Here is a 26,911-nt window from a genome sequence, read left to right as displayed (position 1 = left end):
CCGCGGGCCCGCCCGCGACCGTTCCATGCTGCGGATTTCCTCCCGTCCCGGACCGCCGTCCGGCGAAAGGTGCGAAACCTGCGAATGCTACGTTCGCACCAGTCGAGGTACGCGACTTCTTCCACGCCCACCACAACCACGTCGCCCCGCTCGACGCCGCCACCGGACGCACCGCCATCGGACTGGGCCCTGCGCCCCGGCCGCGCCGCCGACGCGCTCACCGCCCACCTCGCCGTACAGCACGGGGGCGGGTCAGCGGTGAAGGGCGGGGCTCACAGGCTCTGCTGCCGGAACCATTCCAGCGTCTCGGCGAAACGGACCAGCCCGTCGCCGCGCAGCGCCTCCAGCGGGAAGCTCGGCCGCCGCCTGGGGAGTTCGTCGTCGGGGACGGCCAGTACCACGCCGGGGATCGTCTGGAGCCGGTCGCGCAGTTCGGCCAGGAGTCCGGGCCGGGTGAAGGGCTCCCGCTTGGCGAGGTATTCGAAGACGACCTCCACGGTTCCCGAGCGCGGGTATACGCTCACCGGCCAGAGGCAGCCGTGCGGCCCCCTCCCCTCCCGCAGCATGGGCGCGCAACTGGTCTCCGCGGCAGCTCCGTACCCGAGCCAGCCGCCTTCTGCTTCCCACTTGCCCAGCAGAGTCAACAACTCCTCGGCCACGGCCGGATGATGTGCGCGCAGCAGCGCTGCGAAGTTGTCCGGCCGGTCGGCAGGGGTGCCAGGACGTCGCGCCGCCGTGCCCTCCGCGGGCTCCTCCGGGGCGTCGAGCCCGGCGAGTCCGGCCAGCTCGGCCGTGCGCAGCCGCTGCTCGGCGTCGGCCACCGCGCCGTTGAACCGGACGCCCTCCCGCTCCAGCGCCTCCTGCTGTGATTCCGTACGCCCGTCGAGCCAGGCGAACTCGGGCGAGGATGTGCCGTCGGCCTTCAGCACGCGGTGCGCGTTCGGGACGTCCGCGTGTTTGGCCAGATAGGTGCCGACGGTCTGGGCGGAACCCGCTCCGGTGACCGTGCCGAGATCCTTGTACGTCGTCCACTTCCCGGCCGGCACGGCCGCCAGCACCCTCCGCAGCCGCAGCCATTCCGAGCGCTCGTCGGCGCGGGCGTCCTCACTCGCCGGCGGTCCCGGCCAGATCCGCACCGCCCGTTCGGCGAGTCGGCCGGCACGGTCCAGGATCTCCCGCCGTCCCCAGCGCTCGGCGGTGGCTATCTCCCGGTTCATGCGCAGGGCACTCTGGTCGAGGATCTGCTGCTTGCGCTCGTAGGGGTGGTTGGACAGCCGGGCGTTCTCGCCGGAGAGCGTCAGGTTGCCCAGGGTGTGCACCAGCGCCTCGTGCAGCTCCTCGGGGCGCTCCCCCTCCCCGGCGTCCTCGGCCAGCATGTCGAGCCACTCCTGTCCCGGCCGCTGCGGCAGGACGTGCTCGATCGACGTCGAGGCCCGTGAGAAATCGACGGGCTCCGGAGACGCGTAGTCCTCCTCCAGGCGCCGCAGCACGTAGGCGCGGTGCCGGCTGCTGCCCTGCCAGTAGAACGGCTGCGTGCGGATCGCCTCGGCCAGTTCTTCGTCCCGTGGCCACCCCCGCCGCGGTCCGGACAGATAGCGCCGCATCGCCTCGTGCAGCGGCCGGTCCCGCTCCAGTGCCGAAGGCACGGCGGCCAGAATCTGCCGGACGCTGTGCGAGGGTTCGCGGCAGATCATGCGCCGGACCAGGAAGCTCTCCACACAGCTCAGTGCTTCGACGGCCTGTGCGGTCTCCGTCGTGCCCCGGTCCACCTGGTCCAGTACATGGAGCGCGGGCGGGTAGTGCGCCTCGCCGCCCCACCGCACGAGCCGCTCCAGGACCGCCCGCAGCTCCGCGCACGGTTCCCGGTCGGGTTCGAAGACCCGCAGGAGGAGGTGGCCGAGGCGGCGCAACCGGGTGAGGTCCTCCCGCAGCCCCTCCTCGCCCGCCGCGGCCACGATCCGGCCCATCCGGCGCCGCTGTCCCTCGTAGACCTCGCTGACGGTCAGCCGGCTCTGGCCCTGGAGCACCAGGTCGAGCCAGGCGAGCATGGTCAGCCGCTCCGGCCCGAGTTCGCTCTGCAGCGGCAGCCACACGCGGTCGTAGACCTGCTCGCCGAGGGCCGGCAGCTGCATGAACACGTAGTTGCGCAGCAGGTCGGCCTGGCTGAGCGACTTGCCGGTGTTGTTGAGCGATTCGAAGATCCGGAAGGCGTTGTCCTGCGGCCCGGCCGTGATCGTCACCAACGTCAGCCGGTGGCGCAGCGCCTGGTCGATGTGGCGCACCGCCTCCCACTCGCCCACCGGGTCGTACTCGGTCAGCGCGGCCCGGAAGAACCGGTAGGCGACACCGATGCTGTCCTCCCCGCCCGCCGTGGGGTCGCTGTTCACGCAGGCGAGGTACGACGGCCGGTCGGCCTGGGTCGGCAGCAGGCGGTAAGCGTCGAGCCCGGTGTAGTCCTCTTCGTTGACCAGGTACCGGCGGTGGACGAGTTCGGCCCGGCCGGCGTCGAAGGCGCGCACATGGTCGCGGATCGCGCAGGCCAGCAACATCAGCGTCGTCAGCCGCTGCTGCCCGTCGATGACGACCCACCGCTGGACCGTGTCCGGCAGCGGAGGCCGGGGATCGAGCACCAGCGACCCGAGGAAGTGCCCGGCCGGCGCGTCACCGGTGCCCACGGTGACCTGCTGTAACAAGTCGTCCCACAGTCGCTGGTGGTCCTTGGCGTCCCAGCTGTACGTGCGCTGATACAGCGGGATCTGGAACTGGTTGTCTCCCTGGATCAGCCGCTCGAACGTCGTTTCCCGTGCTTCCATCGATCCCTCGCCCCGGTCGCCAACTACAGTGATGCACTTGAGCTTTCAAGAGGATCACCTTAGCCAGCGACTGCCAGGGGGGAGGTCGTTTCGGCCGTGCCGCGACTGCGGAAGGGCCTCAGCAGTGCCTGAACTCCGCCCCCCGCTTCTCCACGAACGCCGTCATGCCCTCCTTCTGGTCCTCGGTGGCGAACACCGCGTGGAACAGGCGGCGTTCGAAGCGGACGCCCTCGGTGAGGGTGGTTTCGAAGGCGCGGTTGACGGCTTCCTTGGCCATCATGGTGACCGGGGCGGACATCGCCGCCACCTGGTCGGCGACAGTGTGGGCCTCGGTCAGGAGGTCGGTGGCCGGTACGACGCGGGAGACGAGCCCGGACCGCTCGGCCTCTGTCGCGTTCATGGTGCGGCCGGTCAGGCACAGGTCCATCGCCTTGGCCTTGCCGATGGCGCGGGTCAGCCGCTGGGAGCCGCCGATGCCGGGGATGACGCCCAGTTTGATCTCCGGTTGGCCGAAGACGGCGGTGTCGGCGGCGAGCAGGATGTCGCAGAGCATGGCCAGTTCGCAGCCGCCGCCCAGGGCGTGGCCGGCCACTGCGGCGATGGTCGGTGTGCGCAGGGCGCCCAGCCGGTCCCAGGCGGTGAACCAGTCGCTGAGGTACATGTCCATGTACGAGCGCGGCCGCATCTCCTTGATGTCGGCCCCGGCGGCGAACGCCTTCGCCGAGCCGGTGATGATGATGCAGCCGATGTCCGGGTCGCGGTCCAGTTCCTCGGTGGCCGCCACGACCTCGGTCATGAGCTGGCGGTTGAGGGCGTTGAGTGCCTCGGGGCGGTTGAGGGTGAGCAGCGCGGTACGGCCGGTGCGCTCCACGAGGATCGTCTCGTAGGGCTGGGTCTCGGTGGCGGCCGGAGTGGTGTCGGTCATGCGGGTGTTCCGTTCTGCTCGGTCTGCGGGGCTTCCGGGGCGGTGTGCTGTGCCTGCGGCGCGGTGCCGGACCGTTGCCGGATGGTGCGGACGATGCCGGAGAAGTCGTCCGCCGCGCCCTCGCCTTCGGCGAACGCCGCGTACAACTCGGCTGCGCGTAGGCCGAATTCGGCTTGTACGCCGCCCGCGCGGACCGCGTCGGCGGCCAGGCCCAGGTCCTTGGCCATGAGGGGGGCCGCGAAGCCGGGCCGGTAGCCGTGGTTGGCGGGGCTGCCGGGTACCGGGCCCGGCACCGGGCAGTTGACGCTCAGCGCCCAGCACTGGCCGCTGGCGGTGGAGGCCACGTCGTACAGGGCCTGGTGGGACAGGCCCAGGCTCTCCCCGAGGACGAACGCCTCGCTGACCCCGATCATCGATATCCCGAGGATCATGTTGTTGCAGATCTTCGCGGCCTGCCCGGCGCCCGCCGCGCCGCAGTGCACCGCCTTCCTGCCCATCGCCGCGAGCAGCGGCTCGGCCCGCGTGAACTCGGCCGGTCCGCCGCCCGCCATGAACGTCAGCGTGCCCGCCTCGGCGCCCACCACGCCGCCCGACACCGGGGCGTCCAGGGCCTGATGACCGGCGCGTACGGCGGCCTCGTGGGCGCCGCGGGCGTCGGCCACGTCGATGGTGGAGCAGTCGATGAACAGGGTGCCGGGACGGGCTGCCGCGAGCAGCCCGCCGTCCTGGTAGAGGGCCAGGACGTGCCGTCCGGCGGGCAGCATGGTGATCACCACGGCCGCGTCCGCCACGGCGGCCGGTGCCGATCCGGCGGGTTCGACACCGGTCTCGGCCGCTGCCGCCAGCGCCTCCGGTGCGAGATCGAAACCGGTCACCCGGTGACCGGCCTTGACCAGATTGGCCGCCATCGGACCGCCCATGTTGCCGAGTCCGATGAAGCCGATCGGGACGGGGGCGCCGCTCCCGCCCTGTGCCTCCGCGTTCACCACGGCACCTCCTGCGTCCCGGCGCCGTCGGCGAGTCCCAGCTCGTCGTCGCCGAGCGGGGCGAAGAAGCGGGCCACGTCCTCGTCCGAGACCTCGGCGAGGGAGGCGGGGGACCAGCGCGGCGTACGGTCCTTGTCGATCACCTGGGCGCGGATGCCCTCGACCAGGTCGGGCGCGGCCAGCGCCGCGCACGAGACGCGGTACTCCTGGTCCAGGACCCGCTCCAGCGGCCCCAGGTCACGGGCCCGGCGCAGCGCCGCCAGGGTCACCTTCAGGGAGGTGGGGGACTTGGCGAGCAGCGTCTCGGCGGCCTCCTTGGCCTCCGGGACGCCGCTGCCGAGCAGCCGGTCGACGATCTCCTCGACGGTGCCGGCCGCGTAGCAGGGGTCGATCCACTCCCGCTGGGCCGCCAGGCCGCCCTCGGGCGCGTCCCGCACGTACCGCGGCAGCACCTCGGGCACCGGGGCGGTGGCGAGGTCCGACAGCAGCGGTTCCAGCGCCTCGGAAGGGACGAAGTGGTCGGCGAGCCCGCACAGCAGCGCGTCGCCGGCGCCCACGGCCGTCCCGGTCAGCGCCAGGTGGGTGCCCAGCTCGCCGGGCGCCAGCGCCAGCAGATACGTGCCGCCGACGTCCGGGACGAAGCCGATGCCGGTCTCGGGCATGGCGACCTGGGACCGCTCGGTGACGATCCGTACGCTGCCGTGCGCCGAGACGCCGACGCCGCCGCCCATCACGATGCCGTCCATGACGGCGACGTACGGCTTGGGGAAGCGCGCGATACGGGCGTTGAGCCGGTACTCGTCGCGCCAGAACGCGGCGGAGGCGGTGCCGGCCCCGGACCGCGCGTCCTCATGGATGGCGCGGATGTCGCCGCCCGCGCACAGCCCGCGCGCACCCGCACCGGTGATCACCACGGTCTCGACCGCGGGGTCGCCCTCCCACTCGGTCAGGGCCGCGTCGATGCGGCGCACCATGGGATGGTCGAGGGCGTTGAGGGCCTTGGGGCGGTTGAGGGTGAGGTAGGCCGCGCGGCCCTCGGTCCGCAGCAGTACGGAGGCGCCGGGCGCGGAGCCGTCCCCTACGGGGTGGTCGCCGGTCATCGGGCGGCCCCCGTTCCGGCCTTGGCGCGGCTGCCCCCGCCGGTCCCCGCCCCGGTCAGCCCGCGGGCCACGATCAAGCGCATGATCTCGTTCGTCCCTTCCAGGATCTGGTGCACCCGAAGATCGCGGACGATCTTCTCCATGCCGTACTCACTCAGGTAGCCATAGCCGCCGTGCAGCTGCAGCGCACGGTCGGCGACGGCATAACCCGTGTCGGTGGCGAACCGTTTGGCCATCGCGCACAGCTGGGGCGCCTGCGGATCGGCCCGGTCCAGCGCCTCGGCCGCCTGCCGCACCAGCGCACGGGCGGCGGCCAGCTCGGTCGCCATGTCGGCGAGCCGGAACTGCAGCGCCTGCGCGTCCAGCAGCCGGCCCCCGAACGCCTCCCGGTCCGCGAGGTACGCCTGCGCCGCGTGCAGCGCGCTCTGTCCGCCGCCGAGGGAGCAGGCGGCGATGCCGAGCCGGCCGCCGTTGAGGCCGTTCATCGCGATGCGGAAGCCGTCGCCCTCCGCGCCGAGCCGCCGGTCCGCGGGGACACGGACCTCGTCGAGGATCACCTGCCGGGTCGGCTGCGCGTTCCAGCCCATCTTCTTCTCGTCGGCACCGAACGACAGCCCCGGATCGTCCCGCTCGACGACGAACGCCGAGATGCCGCCCGGCCCCTCCTCGCCGGTACGGGCCATCACCACGTACACCTGCGAGGCCCCGGCGCCGGAGATGAACTGCTTCACGCCGGTCAGCACGTACGCGTCGCCGTCACGCACCGCACGCGTGCGCAGCGCCGCCGCGTCCGATCCGGCGCCCGGCTCGGTCAGGCAGTAGCTGCCCAGGTCCGCCATCGAGCACAGGCCCGGCAGCCGGCGGGCGCGCTGTGCGTCGTCGCCGTACCGGTCGATCATCCAGGCGACCATGTTGTGGATGGAGAGGTAGCCCGCGATGGACGGGCAGGCGGTGGCCAGCACCTCGAAGACCAGCACGCCGTCCGCGCGGCTCAGCGCGGAGCCGCCGTGCTCCTCCCGTACGTAGATCCCGCCGAGCCCGAGCCCGGCGGCCTTGCGCAGCACGTCCACGGGGAAGTGCTTGTCCTGGTCCCAGGCCACGGCGTGCGGCGCGATGTGCTCCTGCGCGAAGTCCAGCGTGGTCTCGACGATGGCGAGCTGGTCGGCGGTGAGCGAGGTCAGCGAGGCAGCCGTGGTGGTGGTCATGACGCTCATCGCGCTCAGCCCATCGTCGGGAGGGTGAAGCTCGCGCCCTCCTTGACCCCGGAGGGCCAGCGCGAGGTGACGGTCTTCGTACGGGTGTAGAAGCGGACCGCGTCCGGGCCGTGCTGGTTCAGGTCGCCGAAGCCGGACCGCTTCCAGCCGCCGAAGGTGTGGTACGCGACCGGCACCGGGATCGGCACGTTCACGCCGATCATGCCGGTGTTCACCCGGCGGCTGAAGTCCCGCGCGGTGTCACCGTCGCGGGTGAAGAGCGACACGCCGTTGCCGTACGGGTGCTCCGTGGGCAGCCGCAGCGCCTCCTCGTAGTCCGCCGCCCGGACCACCGACAGGACCGGGCCGAAGATCTCCTCCTGGTAGATCCGCATGTCCGGGGTGACCCGGTCGAAGAGCGAGGCGCCCGCGAAGAAGCCGCCCTCGTGTCCCGGCAGGACGAAGTCCCGGCCGTCCACGAGGAGTTCCGCGCCCTCGGCGACGCCCAGGTCCACGTACGCCCGGACCCGGTCCAGCGCGTCCCGGCCGACCAGCGGCCCGAAGTCGGCGTGCGGATCGTCCGAACGGCCGATGCGCAGCCTGCCGACCCGCTCCGTCAGCCGCGCCACCAGCGCGTCCGCGGTCTCCTCGCCCACCGGTACGGCGACCGAGACCGCCATGCAGCGCTCACCCGCCGACCCGTAACCGGCGCCGACCAGCGCATCCACCGCCTGGTCCAGGTCCGCGTCCGGCATCACGATCAGGTGGTTCTTGGCGCCGCCGAAGCACTGGGCGCGCTTGCCGTGCGCGGCGGCGGTCGCGTAGATGTGCGCGGCGACGGGCGTGGAGCCGACGAAGCCGAGCGCCTCGACGCGCGGGTCCTCCAGCAGCGTGTCCACCGACTCCTTGCCGCCGTGCACGACGTTGAGGACGCCCGGCGGCAGCCCCGCCTCCAGGAACAGCTCGGCCAGCCGCAGCGGCACCGAAGGCGCCCGCTCGGACGGCTTCAGGATGAACGCGTTGCCGCAGGCGATGGCCGGCGCGGCCTTCCACAGCGGAATCATCGCCGGGAAGTTGAACGGGGTGATCCCGGCCACCACACCGACCGGGCGGCGCAGCGAGTGCACGTCGATGCCGGTCCCGGCGTTGTCGGTGAACTCGCCCTTGAGCAGGTGCGGGATCCCGGCCGCGAACTCCACCACCTCCAGCCCGCGCTGGAGGTCGCCGTGCGCGTCCGCGACGGTCTTGCCGTGCTCGCCGGACAGCAGCCGGGCCAGCGCGTCCCGCTCGCCCTCGACCAGGCGCAGGAAGTTCAGCAGCACCCGGGCGCGCCGCTGCGGGTTCCACTCGCCCCACTCCGGCTGGGCCGCCGCGGCGTCGGCGATCGCCGCCTCCGTCTCGGCCCGGTCCGCGAGCGGGACGCGGGCCTGCACGGTGCCGGTGTTGGGGTCGTACACGTCGCCGTGCGCACCCGAGGTTCCCGGTGTGGGCTTGCCGCCGATGAAATGGGTCAGTTCTCGGACCATGGAGGGCCTGCTCTCGTCAGGTGAGATCCGGGGATGGCACGGCCGGGCCCACGGCCGGCGCGGGGGCGCGCGGACCGTGACGGGGCCGTGGGACGCGGAAGGCGTGGCAGTGTCAGCGCGCGGGCGGTGCCGCGGGCCGGGCCGGATCACCTGGGCTGTGGGTACGCACCGATGCCATGCGTGTCTGCTCCATCCTCGTGGACAACACGGAAAGAACACCCACGGCCGGTATCCTGGCTTCCGGATCACCGCGCGCCGCCCGCCTTCCCGACGCAGCTGCGTCAGTGGCGTGTTGCTCGGCGTCGCACTCCCCGGTCACAGTGGCGGGACCACGCCGGATTCGCACCGGCTTCCCTGCACCGCGGGCCTACGTCACGAACATATAGTTGGGCGTCCTAGTAAGTCCAGGGGGCCTGGCGGCGGGACCGGTGGGATCGGCGGAAGCCGGTGGGTCGGGCGGATCGGCAGGATCGGTGGGCTCGGTGGGTTCGACGGACTTGGTGGGCCGTCACCCTTCCCGTACGGGATACGGCACGAACGTACTGCTGTTCTCGTCGATGGCCGGCGCCCGGCCGAGCGGCGGCACGGCACGCTGCGGGCAGGCGAGGCGTTCGCAGACCCGGCAGCCCATGCCGATGGGCGTGGCCGCCGCGGCGTTGTCCAGGTCCAGGCCGTCGGAGTAGACCAGCCGGGACGCGTGCCGGATCTCGCAGCCGAGGCCGATGGCGAAGGTCTTGCCGGGATCGCCCCAGCCGCCCCGGTGCCGGGTGACGGTGCGGGCCGTCCACAGGTAGCGGCGGCCGTCGGGCATGGCGGCGATCTGTACGTGGATGCGGCTGGGCGCGGTGAACGCCTCGTAGACGTTCCACAGGGGGCAGGTGCCGCCGGCGCGGGAGAAGTGGAAGCCGGTGGCGGACTGCCGTTTGGACATGTTCCCGGCCCGGTCGACGCGGACGAAGGAGAACGGAACCCCGCGCCGGCGCGGGCGTTGCAGGGTGCTCAGCCGGTGGCACACCGTCTCGTAGCCGAGGCCGAAGCGGTCGGTCAGCCGCTCGATGTCGTAGCGCAGCTCCTCGGCCGCGGCGTGGAACGGGCCGTACGGCAGCACCAGCGCCGCCGCGAAGTAGTTCGCGACACCGATCCGGGCCAGCGACCAGGCCGTCGTGCCCTCCTCGAAGTCCTCCGACGCGAGCCGCGACAGCTCGTCACCGGCCTCCAGCAGCGCCAGCTGGGTGGCCGTGCGAAAGGCGCGCTGCCCGGGCCGCAGCCCGGCCGACAGGCGCAGCACCCGGGCGGCCGGGTCGTAGTGGTGCAGCGGCCCGTCGGGCGTGTCGACGAGGCGTACGCCGTGCCGCTCGGTGAGGCGGGCGGACAGGGCGCGCTGCACCTCGCCGGGGCGGATGCCGAGCTCGGCGGCGAGTTCCTCGGCCGCGGTGTCGGCTTCGTGCAGGTAGTTCTGGCGCCGGTAGAAGAACTCGCGGATCTCCTCGTGCGGCGACAGCGGCACGGCCGGGTCGGCGCTGCCGCCGTCCCGGCCCTCCGCCAGCTCCGCCAGCCGCTCGGTCAGCGCCTGGTTGCGCCGCCCCAGGCCGAGCAGGACGGACGCCACCGCGGGCTGCCGCGCGGCGAGTTCCGACAGGTGGTGGGGGAGACCCGGCCGGCGGCCAGCTCGTCGGCCAGGGCCTCGCGCAGGTCGGCGAGGGTCCGGCTGGTGTCGCGCTCGGAGAAGAAGCCGGGGTCCACCCCGAACGTCTCGGTCAGCCGCAGCAGTACGGGCACGGTCAGCGGCCGGGAGTCGTGCTCCATCTGGTTCAGGTAACTGGGTGAGATGGCCAGCACGCGGGCCAGCGCTGCCTGGCTGAACCCGCGCTCCTCCCGCAGCCGCCGCAGCCGCGCCCCGGCGTAGACCTTGCTCACGGTGCCCCCTCGGTCGCTGCTGCCGTCACCCCGCAGACCCTAACCGCCGTGCGGCTGCCACGGGCCTTCGCAACCTTGGCAATTCGGCTGCCGAAGAGGGGCAGGACTTGGCAACGGGCCACGGTTGATGGCACCGAGTGCCACTGCCAGAGTCGGCAGTGCGGCGGCCCCCGGCATCATTGCTCACCGCGCCATCGGGACGTCCGGGGGCCGCACGCCAGCAGATGACGGGCACAGGTATGGCACGCGGTGCCGAAGATTCGCACCCTTCGCCGGCCACCCGTCCAACAGTCACGCAGCAGCCGCGAGCGAACACCCGGGAGATGGTCATGGCACAGGCAGGTACCAAGACGGCCGAGGAACTGGCCCGGCAGTGGGCGACCGACCCACGATGGCAGGGCACCACCCGTACGCACAGCGCAGCCGACGTGGTGCGGCTGTCCGGCAGCGTCCGCGAGGAACACACCCTGGCCCGCCGCGGCGCCGAACGCCTGTGGCGCCAGTTGCACGAGCGGGACTACCTCCACGCCCTCGGCGCGCTCACCGGCGGCCAGGCCGTGCAGCAGGTCAAGGCCGGGCTCCAGGCCGTCTACCTCTCGGGCTGGCAGGTCGCCGCCGACGCCAACCAGGCCGGCCACACCTACCCCGACCAGAGCCTGTACCCGGCCAACTCGGTGCCCCAGGTGGTGCGCCGCATCAACAACGCGCTGCTGCGCGCCGACCAGATCGCCACCGCCGAAGGCGCGGGCGACACCACCGACTGGCTGGTCCCGGTCGTCGCCGACGCCGAGGCCGGTTTCGGTGGCCCGCTCAACGCCTTCGAGCTGACCAAGGCCATGATCGAGGCGGGCGCGGCCGGTATCCACTACGAGGACCAGCTCGCCTCGGAGAAGAAGTGCGGCCACCTCGGCGGCAAGGTGCTGGTGCCCACCTCCCAGCACATCCGCACGCTGGGCGCGGCCCGCCTGGCCGCCGACATCGCCGACGTGCCCACCGTCATCGTCGCCCGTACCGACGCCCTCGCCGCCAACCTGCTGACCAGCGACGTCGACGAGGCCGACGCCCGTTTCTGCACCGGCGGGCGCACCGCCGAGGGCTTCTACCGCGTCGAGAACGGCATGGCCCCGGCGATCGCCCGCGGCCTGGCGTACGCCCCGTACGCGGACCTGCTGTGGATGGAGACCGGCACCCCCGACCTGGCCCAGGCCCGCGAGTTCGCCGAGGCGATCCACGCCCGGTACCCCGACCAGCTGCTGGCCTACAACTGCTCGCCGTCCTTCAACTGGAAGGCGGCGCTGGACGACGACCAGATCGCCAAGTTCCAGCGCGAGCTGGGCGCGATGGGCTACCGCTTCCAGTTCATCACCCTGGCCGGCTTCCACTCCCTCAACCACGGCATGTTCGACCTCGCCCGCGGCTACGCCGAACACGGCATGACCGCCTACGTCGACCTCCAGGAACGCGAGTTCGCCGCCCAAGAGCACGGCTTCACCGCCGTCAAGCACCAGCGCGAGGTCGGCACCGGTTACTTCGACCTGGTCGCGTCCGCCGTCCACCCCGCCTCCGAGACGACCGCGCTGCGCGGCTCGACCGAAGAGGAGCAGTTCCACTAGGAACGCCCGCAGACCCGGGCGTGCCCGTGCGGCCCTTCACGGGCGCGCCGCGCTCGTCGGCCCGGGGCCCGCAGGACTGAGTACGACATCCGACGGGGCGTGAGTACGTGCACCGATGCCGCGGCGCCCCGGCGCGGGCACGCTGGCGATCATGAACACGCCGGCTCCTTCGACCGCCCCCGCCCCCGCCCCCGCCCCCGCCGAGCTGCCGCAAGGCGACCCGTTCGCGCCCTCCACCACGGCGCTGCGGGTGTTCGCCGGTATCGGCCTGCCGCTGGCCGCCGTCGCGTACGTCCTCTACATGATCATCGTGCTGCACCAGGCGTACAGCGGTGACGGCGCGAGCGGGCCGCTGGCGGGCGTCGCGGACGCGGCGCTGGCCCTGTCTCCTGTCGCGGGCCTGATCGCGCTCTGCGTGCCGGCCGCCGCGATGAGCTGCTCGGCCCGGCGCAACACCGTGTGGCTCCAGTACGCCCTGCTGGTCGCGGGCCCGGTGCTGGCGGCCGTCGACTTCTCCTGACGGCCGCTCGCCGGCAGCCGTACGGGAACGCCGTGACGGCCCCTCCGGCCGGCACCGTGCGCCGGTCGAAGGGGCCGTCCGCCGCGGATCACCCGCGGGTCACTCCGGTACGAGCACCACCTTGAGCGCCGAGTACGGCGTCCCGGGCGCCGCGGCCAGCGCCGCGAAGGCCTCCTCGTGCCGCTCCAGCGGGAAGCGGTGGGTCACCAGCCGCTCCAGCGGCAGCCACCGGGCCAGTTCGATCGCCTTCGGGAACAGCCGGCTGTTGTAGTCACCGGCCCCGATGATCTGCAGGCCGCGCTGGAGGATCTCCAGCGGCCGCACGGTCGCCGACGCCTTGCTGTGGTAGCCCATGATCACCACGCGGCCGCGGTCCGCCGCGTACCCCAGACTCTGCTCCAGCAGATTGCCGACCGTGTCGACGACCACGTCACCGCGCCGCTCCAGCCCGGCCTCGTCCGGCGTGTGCACGCTGACCCGGCCGTCCCCGTCCTGCGCGAACACCGTGCGGCACAGCTCCTGCCGGTACGGGTCCGGCTCGATCAGCAGTACCCGCGCGCCGTAGTGCCGGGCCGCCATCGCGCAGACCACGCCCACCGGGCCGCCGCCGACGATCACCGCGGTCTCGCCGGCCGTCAGCCGGCCCGCCTCGATGTTGTTCAGCGCGCACGCCAGCGGCTCCACGACCACCGCGCGGTCGAAGTCCATGCCCTCGGGCATGGCGTGGATGAACCGCTCGGGCAGCCGGATGTACTCGGCGAACGCGCCGTCCAGGTCGAGCCCGACCTCCGTACCGGCCTTGTTGACGCAGAAGTCCCAGTGCCCGCGCAGGCAGGACGGGCAGCTGCCGCAGTACAGCGTCGGGTTGATGATCACACGGTCGCCCGGCTTGTGCGCGGTCACCGCCGACCCCACCGCGTCCACGGTGCCGACCGCCTCGTGCCCCATCACCACACCCGGCTCGGCGGGGAACTTGCCCACCAGCACACTGCGGTCGGTGCCGCAGATACCGGTCTGCACGACCCGCACCACCACGTCGGTGGGTGCCGTGGCAGCCGGCTTCGGGTGGTCGACCAGCGACACGGTGCGCCCCTCGTCGAGGATCAGGGCCTTCACTTGGTTCCTCCTGCCGTGGTGGGGACGGCGCCGGGGATGTCCCACCGGATGGCGCCGAGCAGTTCCTTGTGCAGCTGCGGGGTGGCCGCCGCGATGCACGACTTCTGGTTCATCGGGTCCAGGTCGAGCAGCTGGGTGGAGCCCAGGTCGTCGCCGTACGCGTCGGTGATGGTGACGCCGCTGCGCTGGGCGAGGTAGACCGCGGCGGCGATGTCGTACGGGAACAGGTGCAGGATCGAGCCGCGCCCGGCCTCCAGGAAGGCGGCCTCGGTCGCCGGGTGGTCGCGCAGTACGCGGTTGCCGATGTCCACGTACGCGTCGAGCTGGCCGGTGATGATGCGCGAGATCGAGAACGTGGCGCTGTTGAACACGAAGACGCCGCCGGTGTTGGCGGACCGGTCCACCAGGTGCGCGTAGGCCGCCGTCATGAGGTGCATGGGGTGGCCGTTGAACTCGATCGACCAGAACATCTTCGCCGGGTCGGTGGTGCGGCTCAGCCGGGGCAGCGGGTGCGGGAAGCCGCCGTGCGTCAGCCCCTCCTCGTCGTCACCGTAGATCCACGCACCCGACTTGATCTCCAGCAGGTGTGCCGCGGTCACGTCGTCCAGCGTCGGCGCTGCCTTCGCCAGCGGGGCCGCGGCGATCGAGACCATGCCCATCTCCAGCCCGGCCGAGGTGGGCCTGGTGCCGTCGATGGGGTCCACGACCAGCACGTACCGCGGATCGGGCGCCAGCTCGACCAGCGAGCCGTCCTCGGTGTAGACCGCGAGCGGCACCTCCGCGTGCTCGCGCAGGTAGGCCAGTACGGCCCGCTCGGCCACCTCGTCCACGTCGAACTGCGCGTCGCCGCCGGGGGAGTCGCCGTGCACCTGCCGGGCCAGGCCCCGGTCGGCGTAGGTCATCAGCTCGGCCCTGACGTGCCGGCCCAGGCCGGTCAGCAGCTTCTTCATCGGTGTCATGCGGCCAGCTCCGCGCGGAAGAGGTTCTCCAGGCGGTCGCACAGCAGCTCGGCCTGGTCGAGGGTGAGGATCAGCGGCGGCCGGATCTTGAGCACGTTGCCGTAGCCGTAGCGGGAGGTGCGCAGGATCAGGCCGTGCTGCCCGGCCGCGCTCGCCAGGTGGTTGGTCAGCTTGACGGCGGGCTTGCCGTCGGGGTGCGCGATCTCGAATCCGATCATGAGGCCGACGCCGCGGACGTCGGCGATGGCCGGGTAGCGGGTCTGCATGTCCGCGAGCCGGCCGAGGATGTGGTTGCCGGTGGCCCGGACGTTGGCCAGGAACTCCGGCTGCCGGACGATGTCCAGGGTGACGTTGGCCGCCGAGGCCGCCAGCAGGTTGGCACCGTAGGTGAAGGAGTGGTGGTTGGCCGGCAGGCCCGCCAGCCGCTCGTTGGTCAGGATCGCCGCGACCTGCGCGCCCGAGCCGCCGAGGCCCTTGGCGGTGGTGATGGCGTCCGGCTCCACGTCGAAGTGCTGCGCCGCGAACATCCGGCCCGTACGGCCGATGCCGGTCTGGATCTCGTCGAAGATCAGTACGATGTCGTGCTCGTCGCAGAAGGCCCGCAGCTTCTGGAAGTAACCGTCCGGCGGGACGATGTTGCCGCCGTTGCCGGAGATCGGCTCCACGATGATGGCGGCGACCTGCCCGGTGCTCGCGTACTCCAAAAAGTCCTCGATGCGGTCCACGCACATCATTCCGCAAGTGCCCTGCTGCTGCCCGTAGAAGCAGCGGAAGCAGTACGGGTCCGGCACCTGGAGGGTGCGCGGGAACAGTGACGGGAACGGCTCCTTGCGGAAGGCGTTGCCGGACATCGAGGTCATCATCATGGTCTGGCCGAGGTGGCTGCGGAACAGGGAGATGACCTCCGAGCGCCCCGTGGCGTGCTGCGCCATCTTGATGGCGCCCTCGTTGGCGGTGGAGCCGCCGGAGACCTTCGGGTGCACCTTGGTCAGGTTCTCGGGGGAGACCTCCACCAGCCGGCGCACCAGGCCGTTGATGGGATCGCTCTGTACGGAGGAGGTCAGGTGGGTGAAGACGTCCAGCTGGTCCTTCATCGCCTCGATGACCGCCGGGTGGGAGTACCCCAGGCTGAGGTTGAAGGTGGCGGAGGCACAGTCGAGGTATTCGTTGCCGTCCTCGTCGTAAAGGTAGACCCCCTCGCCGCGCACCATCTTCTGGGCGCTGACGGGGTAATACAGCAGATCACGTACGTTGGTGGCGTCCATGAACATTTCTCCTCGAAGAAGACATGCTGTTGCCAGGTAGGGATGACGGGAAGCACTGGCACGCCGACCGGGCCCCTGGGGGCGCCACACGGGCGGGCCTGGAGGCCGGCCGGTGGCGGTACGAGGAAAGGGCGTGCTCTCCGGTGGGCGGGCCCGGGCGCCTCGGGGAGGTCGGGAGACCGGACACCCCGGCCGGGCTCTTCAACTTCTGAGCTCTTCAACTTCTGACGCGAACGACACTAACAGCCGGAGTGTTCGTTTTTCTTGATCACCTGTGAATCGGCTGGAATCCATCAGGCGGGCGTTCGCGCGGCGGTGGCGAGGGTGTCCTGGTGAGGCGCGCGAGCTGGGAAGACGCGGGGAAGTCGGGGAGGAGGCCGGGCCGGCCGGGCGGTGGCGGAGTTCTGTCGCCAGGGCCGGACGGGCCTTCGACAAGGCTCTAAGGGGCGGCGTACGGACGACCGGGCCGTTCGTTTCAGACCCTTACGCAAAATTCAAACATTATTGATGAGAACTTGATCGGAGGTCCGTCTGGCGCGGCCGGGCCCCGTGCGGCACACGGCAAGGCGCCGGGGCGGGGGTGTCAGGTCCCCCGCCCCGGCGCCGGTCCACAGGGCGCGCCCCGGGTGTCGCGGCCCGGCGCTCAGCCGGCCGTCACCGCTTCAGTGCCGGTCCAGCGCCGGCCGCAGCTCCGCGAGTGAGGTGAAGAGGTGGCCGCGCATTCCCAGGGCCTCCGCCGCCCGTACGTTGGCCTCCCGGTCGTCGACGAACAGGATGTGCTCCGGCGGCAGGCCGAACGCCGTGCTGCACCACGTATACGCGTCGGGCTCCGGCTTGGCGTGCCCGATACGGCAGGAGAAGGCCAGCACCGAGAAGTGCTTCAGCCACTCCTCGTTCTCCTCGTAATGCGCCGCCAATTCCTCCGGAATGTTCGAGAGCAGCCCGATGGTGGTGCCGCCGTCCGCCAGTCCCGCGACGAAATCCACCATGGCGTCGTCGATCCGGCTCCAGCTCGCCACGTCGGCGGCGATGAGTTCCGCGACGCGTTCCTCGTCGAAGTGCGTTCCGAGCGCGGCGGCGACCTTCCGCCAATAGTGCGCACCGTTCTGGTCGCCCCGGTCGTACGGCTGCCGCAGTCCCCAGTAGCTCTCCCAGAAGGCGGCGCCGGGCAGGCCGGCCGTCCGCTCCAGCCGGGCGCAGGCGGCGGGGGACTGCTGCCGGGCGATCACGCCGAACAGGTCGAAGAGCACCGCGGTCATGCCATCACCTCGAAGCGTCATCACATAAGGTGCGTGTGAGTACACACTCGGCGTGCGCGGATGTCAACCGCCGACTGCCCGGCCGGGCCGGAAGCCCAGTGCGCGGAAGGCAGGCAACTCGCAGCCGACGTGTTGATGTGCTACATCAGCGGCATGAATGTCTCCGAACGCCACCGGTTCATCCTGGCCCTGCTGGCCGAGCGCAACCGGGCCTCCGTGGCCGAACTCGCCCGCTCCACCAAGACGTCGGAGATGACCATCCGCCGGGACCTGGAGCTGCTGGAGTCCCGGGGCGCCCTGCGCCGGGTGCACGGCGGTGCCGTGACCGCCCTGCTCAGCGGGGTCGAACCGCCGTACGCGGTGCGGTCCATGGTCGGCGGCGAGACCAAGGCCAAGCTGGCCGACGTGGTCGTACGGATGCTCAACGACGGCGAGACCGTCGCCCTGGACACCGGCACCACGGCGGTGGCCGTCGCGCACGCCATGGCGGGCCGCCGGCTGACCGTCACCCCGCTGTCCCTGCACGCGACGATGCCGCTCGCCGAGCACGAGGGCATCCGCCTGCTGCTGCCCGGCGGACAGGTGCGGCCGGGGGAGCTGTCCTTCTACGGGGAGACGGCGCTGCGCACCTTCGAGGACCTGCGTTACGACACCTTCATCCTGGGCTGCTGCGGAGTGGACGCGGCCAGCGGCGCCACCGCTTACAGCCTGGACGACGTGCACGTGAAGCGGGTCGCCGCACGGGCGGCGCGGCGCATCATCCTGGTGGCCACCGCGGAGAAGATGGGGCGGGTGGCGCTCGGCCGGATCTGTTCGGTCGACCAGCTCGACGTGGTGGTGACCGACGCGGCCCAGGGCACGCCGGTGGTCGAGGAGATGCGCGCCGCGGGCGTGAACATCGTGCACGTGTGACGGGCCGCACCGCGGACCGCCGCCTGAACAGCCGGGCGTGGCCGTCCAGTTGGGTGGTGGCTGGAATGCGCGGCGGCCGACCGGCACCGCCGTTTCCCGCCCGGGCCGGATTCTGCCGGACATCTGGAAAGCCCTTACGCACACATTCAGTGTGCGTTATGGTCAGCCGTGATGAGTGAATCGACTGCACCCAGCATCGGGTCGCCGCCGTCGCGGCGCTTGCGTACGGCGCGTGCCTGTACCTTCGTGGCGTTCGCGCTCAACGGTTTCGTCATGGGGATGTGGATCGTCCACATCCCGGCGATCGAGCACCGGGTCGGCATCACCCATGCCGTCCTGGGCTGGCTGCTGCTCTTCCTGGGCGGTGGCGCCTTCGCGGGCATGCAGGTCTGCGGGGCGCTGGCCGACCGGTTCGGCAGCCGTGACATCGTGCTGGCCGGCGGCGCCCTGTGCAGCGCCACGGTCGTGCTGCCCGGCCTGGCGGACTCGCCGTGGACGCTGGCGGCGGCCCTCCTGGCGCTCGGGTTCGGCAACGGCTGCCTCGACGTCAGTATGAACACGCAGGCTGTTCAGGTCGAACGCGGTTACGGCCGCCCGGTGATGTCGGCCTTTCACGCGGTGTTCTCGGTCGGCGGCGTCATCGCCGCGCTGATCGGCGCCCGCACCATCAGCTGGGACTGGCAGCCGTCCCTGACCCTCGCGGTGGTGGCGGTGGCCGGCGTGCTGATCACGCTCGCGCTGGTGCCGGGCCTGCTGCCGCCGGAGCGCGACGCACCGGCTCCGACCGGCCCGAAGACGGTCGGCGCCGGTACGCCGGCGGCCGTCGCCCCGGCCCCCGAGCGCCGTACGCCGTCCCAGGTGTGGGCGCTGGGCGTGCTCGCGTTCATGCTCATGCTGTGCGAGGGCGTCGCGAACGACTGGAGTGTGCTGCACCTCAAGGACGTACTGGACGCCCCCGCCGCGACCGCGGCCTTGGCGTACGGCGGTTTCTCCACCGCGATGACCGTGGGCCGCTTCGTCACCGACCGGGTCGTGGCCCGCTTCGGCCGGGTCTTCGTGGTGCGCTACGGAGCCGGCCTCGCCGCCGTCGGCCTGGCCGTCGCCTCGCTGTCCCCCTGGGTGCCGCCGGCCCTGCTCGGCTGGACCCTTTTCGGCATCGGACTGTCCGGCTGCATTCCGCAGTTCTTCACCGCGGCGGGAAATGCGGACCCGGCGTCCTCCGGCGCGAACGTGTCCCGCGTGGCGGGCATGGGATATGTCGGAATGCTGGCGGGCCCCGCCATCATCGGACCGCTCACCCACCTCGTGCCCTTGAACGTCGCCTTTTTCCTGCCCGTCGCCTTCTGCGTGGCGGCGGTGTGCGCCGCCGGAATTCTCCGTCCGGCCCGCAAGGGGACGCCCGCCCCGGAACCGGCACCGGCCGAGGCATGAACCGTTCCCACACGGTGGCCGACGGCACCCGCAGCCTCGCCGATTACCTGGACAAGAAGCGGATCCACCCCCGGGCGCAGGCCGCCACCAAGGACGAACTCCTCGCATTCCTGGCCGGCGGCCTGCACACCGCGGGCGCCCTGTGCGACCCCCGCGCCTTCGTCTGCGCCGTACGCCTGCGCATGACCCAGGGCACCAACGGCTTCCACGGCATCGCCCTGCTGGCCGCCCGCAGCCGGGCGGTCAGCGGCCCGGCGGCCGCCTTCGCGCGGGTGCCGGCGGAACTCGGCTGGCGCGGCGCCGACGGCCGCCCGGTCCACGACGTGTTCCTCCTCGCGGCACCGCGCAGGCTCCGGGACGCCGGCTGCGTACAGGCGTACTCGGTCCTCGCCCGCCACACCGCCCACCCGGGCTTCCGCCGGCTGCTGGCGGCGGCCCGCACCACCGACGACCTGTACGACCTCTTCCGGTTCATCCGCTGAACGGCGCGACGGACACGATGGCGAGGGTCTGCCCCCAGCCGGTCCCGCCGTGCCACGACGGGACCAGGTACGGGACGACGAGGGTGGCGACCGCGCAGCCCGCCACGGCCGGCACCCCATGACGCCGCACGAAGACGGCCGCCGGCGACACGACGACCGCGCACAGGAAGAAGGCGTCGGCCCGCGCGAACGGCAGGGCCGCGCCGAACACCTGCCGGGTCACTGCGACAGCGCGTACGCCAGAAAGCACATGACGACGACGGAAAGGACGGCGGACACCTGGTAACGCGCGGGGAACGGGTACTTCTCGCGCTTCACGCCGCGGCTGATCTCCTCGGCGTACCGGTACAGGAGTTTCCGCGACGGGAACAGCCCGATCGTCATGCCGAACCAGGCGAAGGAGTACAGCACCAGCATGTGCCGTGCGGACCAGTGCTGGTACTGGGACTGCCCGACCAGCACCATGCCCAGGCAGCAGGCGAGGGAAATGAGGGGAAGCGCGATTTTCGTCTTGCGCCCCGGCATCCATCTGGCCATGGCGAAACAGAAGACGAACGTCGCCGCGGCAGCCAGCAGTAACAGGACGGCGAGCGGGAGGGACACGAGCATACGGGGGTCCTTTCGGCGCGGCAGGGGGCGTAGGGGCCGGTGACCTCATGTGTCACCGGCCCCTACGGCCTACCGTACGAGGCTCCTGGTCGTCACCCCAACGCTCCCAGCAGGCCGGTGACCGGCGAGATGAGGTCGTGGCCGAACTGCGTGACCGTGCTCACGGCACCACTGCCGGCGAAGGCCTTGATCCACCTGGACTGTCCGAAGGTGATCAGGCCGAGCGCCGCGCTTCCGGCGGACGCCATGAATTCGCTGCTCCCGAAGCCGTGCTCGATGCCCGTGAACACCGCGCTGATACCCCCGAGTGCCACGGAGGTGATGCCGAACCCGAGGGCGACAGCTTCGAGGGGCCAGCCGATCAGACCAGCGACGCCGAGGCCGGCCGCGATGAGCCCGGTGCCGATGCTGGCCCAGTTGGTGGCGTTCGCCCACCAGCCGGCGTCCCGCCACCACGGCGTGTCGTCGCCCTTGACCTGGTCGTTGTCGGTCGATTCGATCGGGTTCTGGCCGGCCTCCCGGGCCTTCTTCGCCGCCTCGGCCGCCGCCTTGGCCGCCGCGGCGATCTCGGCCCGGCGCTTGGCCGCGACGATGTGGTGGGCCTGGCTCGCGGCCGCTGCCGCGGCTCTGGAGTCCTTGCCCGCCTGGACGGCGGAGGCGTGCGCGCTGGCGGCGGAGGACTGCGCGCTGTTGGCGGAGGCCGTCGCGCGACGGGCGGCGTTCAGCGCCCGGTTGGCGGAGAAGTTCGCCGACCGCGCGGCCGACCGGGCGGTGGCGGCGGCCTTCTTCGCCTGGTTCGCCGAGGCCTGCGCGGCGGCGGCCGACTTGTCGGCGGCGTCCGCGTTGGCCTTCGCCTCCTCCGCGTACGACGCCGCCCGGTCGGACGACTTCTTGGCCTTGGCCGCCCAGTCCAGCGCCTCCTGCGCCGCGTTGCGCGCCTTGGCCGCGGCCTCCTGAGCGAGCGCGGCGACTTCCTGCGCCTTGTGGGCGATCTTCGCGGCGGCGGCGATCGCGCCCCGGATGGCGGCGATGTGGGTCGCGGAGTCGTGGTCGAGCTGGGCGGTCTTGTACTGCACCGAACCGACGAAGTTGCGGCGGATCCACGCCGGGCCCTCCATCGCGGCCTCCGCGTGGGCCTTGGTGTACGGGCCCGCCGTGGCGAGGATGGTGGCGGTCGCGACCGCGTCGTCCTCCTTCAGCGCCTCCTGGTAACCGGAGTTGAAGAAGGTGTGCAGCGCTTTGGGCGTGCCCGCGTCGAGCGCCTTGTTCGCCGCCCGCTTGACGGCGGGGCCGGGGGCGTCGGCGAGGACACGGGCGAGCTGGACGCGGTTGTCCATCGCGGCGGCCTCGACGGCACCGGCCTCCAGGAAGGAGGTGGGGGCCGCGGCGGAGTCGCTCTCCAGCGCCTTCTGCGCCGCCTCGGCGATGGTCGGGGTGGAGATCTGGGCCATGTAGAGGACCGTCTCGCGGTCGTCCTGCCCCTGCGCCAGGGCCCGGTCGGTGTCGATCCAGGTGTGGATGTCGGCGTCGGTGCCCGCCAGGGCGAACCGGGCCGCTTCCCTGCTCCACGTACCGTGCGAGTTGCACAGGGCGACGGCGGCCTGGCGGCCCAGCGTGGTGGCCTGGGCGAGGTCACCGGCCTTCAGCGCCGCCGTGGCCCGGTCGATGAGGTCCTTCGTGGCCTGATCGGTCTGTTCCGCCTGCGACCGCTTCTCGGCGAGTTCGGCCTGCTCCTGCTGCTCGATCTGCGCCAGCAGCCGGGCTTCCTCCCGCGCCTGCTTCGCGTCCTCGTCCAGGCGCTGCCACTCGGCCTCGCGGGCCTTCTTCTCCACCTCGATGGCCTCGGTGACGGCCGCGGTGGCGTTGTTGGCGGCCTTGGTGGCCTCGTTGGCGAACTCCTGCGACTTCTTCGCGTACTCGACGGCCTGTCCCGCGTACTTGGCGGCCCACTCGGCCGCCTCGGCGGACTTCTCCGCGTGCTCGGCGGCGGAGTTGGCCGCGTCGCGGGCGGTACGGGCCGCCTTGGCGGAGGCGTTGGCCAGCGCCTGGGCGGTGCCGGCGGCGTTGGTGGCGATGGCCGCGTTCGCGTTGGCGATGCCCGCCTGGCGCTTGGCCTCGGCGGCCTCGGCCCGCGCCTTGCCCGCGGAGGCGGCGGCCGTGGCGGCGTTGGCGGCCGCGACGGCGGCGTTACGGGCGGCGGAGGCGGCGGCGCCACCGGCGGAGGCGGCCTGCGCGGAGGCGGCGGCGGCGTGGTCGGCGGCCTTCGCGGCCGTACGGGCCTTGGCCGCGGCGTTGCGCGCGGCGACCGCGGCGTTCTTCGCGGCGGACGCCTGCGAGGCGTTCTTGGAGGCGGCGATGGCGGCGTGGTACGCGCGGGCGGCGGCGCTGCCCGCGTTGGCGGCCGCATGGCTCGCCGCGGTCGCGGCGTACGCGGCGCGGCGGGAGGCGGCGACGGCGGCGTGCGAGGCGCGGATCGCGGTACGGGCGGCGTCGGCGGCGCCCCGCGCGGCACTGGCCGCCTTCCGGGCGGCCTTGCCCGACCTGATCACGTCCTCCTTGGCGGCCTCGGCTTCGGCCGCCGCCTTCTGGGCGGCCTCCTTGGCCTTCTCGGCCGCCGTGACGGCACGGGCGGAGGCCTCCTCGGCGAGCTTGGTCTGCGCGTCGGCCCGCTTGCCCTCGCGCTCGACGACCGCGACGAGTTCCTCGATCGTCGCCGACTCCTGGTCACGGGCGCGCGCGATGTGCTGGCCGGTGTCGAGGAACCACTCGATGTCCTGGGCGGACCCGGACAGCGCGCGGGAGGCGTACTTCTTCACCTCCGGCCCCGCCTCGGTGAGCATCTTCGACACCTCGACCCGCATGTCCTCCTGGCGCGCGGTGTACTGCCCCGCGGTGAGGAAGGCTTCGAGGGCCGGCTGGGTGCCGGTGTCGAGCGCGGCGCCGGCTTCCCGGCGTACGGCCTTGTCGCCGGTGGCCAGTACGGTCGAGGTGACCACGCGGAGGTCTTCCATGACGGCGGGCTGGAAGCCGCCCTTCAGGAAGGCCGCGATGGCCGCGTCGCCGCCCTCGATCGCCGCGACGGCTTCGCGGCGGATGCCCTTTCCGGCACCGGCCAGCACGGTCATGATCGCGACCCGGTTGTCCTCCGCCGTGACCTTGGGCAGCTCCTCGGCCAGGAAGGTCCGCACGTCGGCGTCGGATCCGACGAGGGCCTGCTCGGCCGCCGCACGGGTGGCCTTGCCGCCCGTCAGCCATGCCTTGACGGCCTTGGCGCGGTCGGTGTCGGGCAGGGCGAACGGGTCGGTGTCGGGAGTGCCGCCGTCCGCGGGAGCCGCTGCCGGGGCCGCCGCGGCGGCGACGGGACTGAGGACGAGACTTGAGGTGGCGGCGGCAGCGCCGGTGGCCGCTAAGGCGGTCAGGACGCGGCGTCTGCTCCAGTACGTGGTCTCCAAGGTGGTCCTATCTGACGGCGCCTGGCGGCGGGCACGGACGGCGGTATGCCGCCAGACATGCTCAAGTGGTGTTCTGTGTGCGCATGTCCCGGCATGGCGACGGAAGTTGGCCGGTGCACGGACAGCGCATGTCTCGTGACCATAAGCAGTTAAAGGGCGTGTTGGCTATGTGTGTGGCGTAAGTAAAGACGTGAGAAGGAATACAAAGGCGTTATGTACAGGTTTAGTTGGACTTGTCTGAGTCTTTCCAGTGGTTTGGGGCAGAACCCCGTGCTTGAATCTGGCCGTCTCCGTGCCCGCACCACCACCGCACGTGACGAAGCCCGTACCGGACCGGGCGGGCGCGGCTCAGCTCACCTTTCAGCAAGGGACCTCGTATGAAGCTCGCACGGCGGATCATCGCCACGGGTGCGGCGGCAGCGGCCTGCGCGGCTGCCGTCAACGCCACCTCCACCCCTCCCGCCCCCTTAACCCCGCCGTCGATGGCGACGGTCGCGGACGGCGAACCCGGCTATGCGATCGAGGACTTCGCCTACCCGGACGCGGACAAGATCAAGGCGGCGAAGGGCATCACCCTCAAGCGCGGCGACGGCAACATCGTCCTGGCCGAGTGCGGCAGCTCCGCGGGGCTGATGGAGGTCTGGTCGCGGAAGAACGACAAGACCTGCTTCGACGTCACCGACGCCACCGGCTACCTCGCCCTGGAGATCCCGGCCGTCTTCTCCATCAAGGGCAGCGCCGGCCAGGGGGCCGACGTCACCCTCACCGCGCCGGACGGCAAGAAGCAGGAAGTGGCGGTCCCCAAGAACGAGTGGACGCCGGTCGGCGAGTCCACCGACCCGCAGACCCGCGAACACACGCTCGTCGAGATCAGCGTCGGAACGCCCAAGCCCGCCACGCTGACCGGCGACGCCGCCCGCCCGTGGCTGACCCGGATCACCGTGAACACGCCGGGACACGACGGCAGCCGCAGCTGCAGCGGCGCCCTCGTCGACCGGACCTGGGTGCTCACCGCGGCCAGCTGCTTCACCGACAACCCGGCCAAGGCGCTCCGGGCCAAGGCCGCGCCGGCGCTCGACGCGACGGCCGCGTTCGCCGGGCGCGCCCCGGTGAAGATCAATTACCTGATACCCCGCGGTGACCGGGACGTCCTGCTCGCCCGGCTGGACACCCCCGTCACCGACATCACCCCCGCCACGCTGGCCGGCAGCCCCGCCGCCGACGGAGCCGCGCTGGTCGCCGCCGGGTACGGCCGTACCGGCACCGAGTGGCTGCCCAAGAGCCCCCACCACACCACCGTGACCCGCGGCAGCGCCACCGCCACCACCCTGAACCTGACCGGCGGCCGGATCTGCAAGGGCGACACCGGCGGACCGGTCCTCGACGGCAACGGACGCATCACCGGCGTACAGAGCCAGGCCGACCACGCCGGCTGCCTCGGCCAGACCGGTCAGGGCAGCAGCGCGACCGCGGCCCGCACCGACACCATCGTCGGGTGGCTCGACGGCAGCACCTTCAGCGGCAAGGCGCGGTTCGGCCTGGACGAGAGCGCCGGGTCGCGGCGGGTCCTGGGCGGCGCGGCCGAGGAGTTCACCGCGCGCCCGGCCGGCGGCGCCGAACTGGGCGTGACCGGCCAGACCGGCACCGCCCTCCAGCTCAACGGCACCTCGGCGTACGCGGCCACCGCGGGCCCCGTCGTGGACACCACGAAGTCCTTCTCCGTCTCCGCCTGGGTCAAGCTCGGCGACAAGGACCGCAACTACACGCTGCTGTCGCAGGCCGGCAACCGCGCCAGCGGCTTCCAGCTGTACTACTCGAAGGCCTACGACAAGTGGGTCTTCAACCGGCACGCGAAGGACTCCGACGACACCGCCATCGTCCGTGCGGCCGGCAAGGAAGCCGCGAAGTCCGGCACCTGGACGCATCTGGCCGGCTCCTACGACGCGGCGAAGAAGACCGTGTCGCTGTACGTCAACGGCAAGCTCCAGGAGTCGACGGCGTTCACCACGCCGTGGCGCGCGTCCGGCGGCCTCCAGATCGGGCGCCTGCTCTACAAGGGCGCGTGGCAGGAGCACACCCTGGGCCTGGTCGACGACGTACGGGTGCTGCAGTCGGCGATCACGGCGGCCGACGCCGCGTCCCTCTCCGCCGGCGACCTCCCCGAGCACGTACAGGAACTGGCCTCCTTCCCGCTGGACGAGAAGTCGGGCAGTGCGGCCGTCAGCGGCGGCAAGGGCGCCGGGCCGGTGGCCACGGTGGCCGGCGGCGGCGCCGAACTGGGCGTGGCCGGCAAGGTCGGTACCGCCCTGCACCTGAACGGGACCACCGCGTACGCGGCCACCGCGGGCCCCGTCGTGGACACCACGAAGTCCTTCTCGGTCTCGGCCTGGGTCAAGCTGGACGACAAGGACCGCAACTACACGCTGCTGTCGCAGGCGGGCAACAGCGCCAGCGGTTTCCAGCTGTACTACTCCAAGTACTACGACAAGTGGGTCTTCAACCGCCACGCCAAGGACGCGGACGACACGCAGATCGTCCGCTCCACGAGCACCGACGCGGCGCAGACCGGCGTCTGGACCCAGCTGACGGGTGTGTACGACGCCGGGGCGAAGAAGATCCAGCTCTTCGTCAACGGAAAGCCGCAGCCGGCGGCCGAATTCACCACGCCGTGGCGCGCCGCCGGCGCTCTGCAGCTCGGCCGCCTCTTCTACCAGGGCGCGTGGCAGGAGAACTTCGCCGGCACCCTCGACAACCTGCGGGTGTGGGACCGGGCCGTCGACGCCGGTGAAATCGCCAACGACGGCATCAGGGTCGCCGGCTGACGGCCTTTCCC

At 72.0% G+C, this 26,911-nt stretch carries 19 protein-coding genes, 1 pseudogene and 1 riboswitch; of the genes and pseudogenes, 6 read left to right on the top strand and 14 right to left on the bottom strand.

The genetic code is table 11. The annotated features are described in order from the left end of the window. Window positions 1-272 precede the first annotated feature (272 nt). The 7 genes and pseudogenes from AB0L45_RS23250 to AB0L45_RS23220 all read right to left on the bottom strand — a co-directional run bounded on the left by AB0L45_RS23250 (window position 273) and on the right by AB0L45_RS23220 (window position 10,460). Window positions 273-2,813 carry a DUF262 domain-containing protein gene (locus AB0L45_RS23250; protein ID WP_365842821.1) on the bottom strand — a complete coding sequence of 847 codons (2,541 nt, stop codon included), beginning with the start codon at window positions 2,811-2,813 and terminating at the stop codon, window positions 273-275. A gap of 118 nt (window positions 2,814-2,931) precedes the next feature. Next, complete coding sequence (locus tag AB0L45_RS23245) at window positions 2,932-3,738, bottom strand: enoyl-CoA hydratase (protein ID WP_365842819.1); 807 nt, start codon at window positions 3,736-3,738, stop codon at window positions 2,932-2,934. Then, window positions 3,735-4,724, bottom strand: a complete 990-nt coding sequence (gene mmsB, locus AB0L45_RS23240; RefSeq protein WP_365842918.1) for a 3-hydroxyisobutyrate dehydrogenase — start codon at window positions 4,722-4,724, stop codon at window positions 3,735-3,737. Before mmsB ends, AB0L45_RS23245 begins: the two co-directional genes overlap by 4 nt. Then, complete coding sequence (locus AB0L45_RS23235; RefSeq protein ID WP_365842817.1) at window positions 4,721-5,824, bottom strand: enoyl-CoA hydratase/isomerase family protein; 1,104 nt, start codon at window positions 5,822-5,824, stop codon at window positions 4,721-4,723. Before AB0L45_RS23235 ends, mmsB begins: the two co-directional genes overlap by 4 nt. Continuing rightward, the gene (locus AB0L45_RS23230; protein WP_365842815.1) at window positions 5,821-7,029 is read right to left on the bottom strand and encodes an acyl-CoA dehydrogenase family protein; all 1,209 of its coding nucleotides are present in this window, start codon (window positions 7,027-7,029) and stop codon (window positions 5,821-5,823) included. Before AB0L45_RS23230 ends, AB0L45_RS23235 begins: the two co-directional genes overlap by 4 nt. Before the next feature lie 14 nt (window positions 7,030-7,043). Then, window positions 7,044-8,543 carry a CoA-acylating methylmalonate-semialdehyde dehydrogenase gene (locus tag AB0L45_RS23225; protein ID WP_365842813.1) on the bottom strand — a complete coding sequence of 500 codons (1,500 nt, stop codon included), beginning with the start codon at window positions 8,541-8,543 and terminating at the stop codon, window positions 7,044-7,046. Between the two features lie 205 nt (window positions 8,544-8,748). Beyond that, window positions 8,749-8,929: riboswitch (cobalamin riboswitch) on the bottom strand. Window positions 8,930-9,051: 122 nt separating this feature from the next. Further along, window positions 9,052-10,460: pseudogene (locus AB0L45_RS23220) on the bottom strand (short-chain fatty acyl-CoA regulator family protein). A gap of 329 nt (window positions 10,461-10,789) precedes the next feature. Here AB0L45_RS23220 and aceA point away from each other — a divergent pair. Then, a complete protein-coding gene (gene aceA / locus AB0L45_RS23215; protein WP_365842811.1) occupies window positions 10,790-12,073 on the top strand; it encodes an isocitrate lyase in 1,284 nt (427 codons plus the stop codon). A gap of 151 nt (window positions 12,074-12,224) precedes the next feature. Beyond that, on the top strand, window positions 12,225-12,593 hold the full coding sequence (locus AB0L45_RS23210) for a hypothetical protein (RefSeq protein ID WP_365842809.1): 369 nt from the start codon (window positions 12,225-12,227) through the stop codon (window positions 12,591-12,593). 99 nt (window positions 12,594-12,692) lie between these two features. Here AB0L45_RS23210 and AB0L45_RS23205 read toward each other — a convergent pair whose 3' ends face one another. The 4 genes from AB0L45_RS23205 to AB0L45_RS23190 all read right to left on the bottom strand — a co-directional run bounded on the left by AB0L45_RS23205 (window position 12,693) and on the right by AB0L45_RS23190 (window position 17,192). Beyond that, the gene (locus AB0L45_RS23205) at window positions 12,693-13,709 is read right to left on the bottom strand and encodes an alcohol dehydrogenase catalytic domain-containing protein (protein ID WP_365842807.1); all 1,017 of its coding nucleotides are present in this window, start codon (window positions 13,707-13,709) and stop codon (window positions 12,693-12,695) included. After that, on the bottom strand, window positions 13,706-14,668 hold the full coding sequence (locus AB0L45_RS23200; RefSeq protein ID WP_365842805.1) for an inositol monophosphatase family protein: 963 nt from the start codon (window positions 14,666-14,668) through the stop codon (window positions 13,706-13,708). Before AB0L45_RS23200 ends, AB0L45_RS23205 begins: the two co-directional genes overlap by 4 nt. After that, window positions 14,665-15,933: an aspartate aminotransferase family protein gene (locus AB0L45_RS23195; RefSeq protein ID WP_365842803.1), complete on the bottom strand. Its 1,269-nt coding sequence runs from the start codon at window positions 15,931-15,933 to the stop codon at window positions 14,665-14,667. The genes AB0L45_RS23200 and AB0L45_RS23195 overlap by 4 nt, the downstream gene beginning before the upstream one ends. A gap of 662 nt (window positions 15,934-16,595) precedes the next feature. Then, window positions 16,596-17,192 (bottom strand): HAD family phosphatase, encoded by a 597-nt coding sequence (locus tag AB0L45_RS23190; protein WP_365842801.1) that lies wholly within the window; start codon window positions 17,190-17,192, stop codon window positions 16,596-16,598. 153 nt (window positions 17,193-17,345) lie between these two features. Between AB0L45_RS23190 and AB0L45_RS23185 the strand changes: the two genes are divergently transcribed. The 3 genes from AB0L45_RS23185 (at window position 17,346) to AB0L45_RS23175 (ending at window position 20,017) form a co-directional block, all read left to right on the top strand. Beyond that, entirely contained in the window at window positions 17,346-18,104 is a 759-nt protein-coding gene (locus tag AB0L45_RS23185; RefSeq protein ID WP_365842799.1) for a DeoR/GlpR family DNA-binding transcription regulator, read from the top strand. 171 nt (window positions 18,105-18,275) lie between these two features. Then, window positions 18,276-19,535 (top strand): MFS transporter, encoded by a 1,260-nt coding sequence (locus AB0L45_RS23180; RefSeq protein ID WP_365842797.1) that lies wholly within the window; start codon window positions 18,276-18,278, stop codon window positions 19,533-19,535. Further along, on the top strand, window positions 19,532-20,017 hold the full coding sequence (locus AB0L45_RS23175) for a PTS sugar transporter subunit IIA (protein WP_365842795.1): 486 nt from the start codon (window positions 19,532-19,534) through the stop codon (window positions 20,015-20,017). The genes AB0L45_RS23180 and AB0L45_RS23175 overlap by 4 nt, the downstream gene beginning before the upstream one ends. Here the strand turns inward: AB0L45_RS23175 and AB0L45_RS23170 are convergent. The 3 genes from AB0L45_RS23170 to AB0L45_RS23160 all read right to left on the bottom strand — a co-directional run bounded on the left by AB0L45_RS23170 (window position 20,007) and on the right by AB0L45_RS23160 (window position 24,078). Then, entirely contained in the window at window positions 20,007-20,240 is a 234-nt protein-coding gene (locus AB0L45_RS23170) for a hypothetical protein (protein ID WP_365842793.1), read from the bottom strand. The genes AB0L45_RS23175 and AB0L45_RS23170 overlap by 11 nt on opposite strands. Then, window positions 20,237-20,626 carry a hypothetical protein gene (locus AB0L45_RS23165; protein ID WP_365842791.1) on the bottom strand — a complete coding sequence of 130 codons (390 nt, stop codon included), beginning with the start codon at window positions 20,624-20,626 and terminating at the stop codon, window positions 20,237-20,239. Before AB0L45_RS23165 ends, AB0L45_RS23170 begins: the two co-directional genes overlap by 4 nt. 92 nt (window positions 20,627-20,718) lie before the next feature. Further along, on the bottom strand, window positions 20,719-24,078 hold the full coding sequence (locus AB0L45_RS23160; RefSeq protein WP_365842789.1) for a hypothetical protein: 3,360 nt from the start codon (window positions 24,076-24,078) through the stop codon (window positions 20,719-20,721). 377 nt (window positions 24,079-24,455) lie between these two features. Between AB0L45_RS23160 and AB0L45_RS23155 the strand changes: the two genes are divergently transcribed. Next, window positions 24,456-26,900, top strand: a complete 2,445-nt coding sequence (locus AB0L45_RS23155; protein WP_365842787.1) for a LamG-like jellyroll fold domain-containing protein — start codon at window positions 24,456-24,458, stop codon at window positions 26,898-26,900. Window positions 26,901-26,911: the final 11 nt, after the last annotated feature.

It is taken from the genome of Streptomyces sp. NPDC052496 (genome assembly GCF_040679095.1).
Classification (GTDB): Bacteria; Actinomycetota; Actinomycetes; order Streptomycetales; family Streptomycetaceae; genus Streptomyces.
The sequence above is the reverse complement of the archived record's forward strand: the minus strand, read 5'-3'. Positions and strand labels throughout refer to the sequence as shown.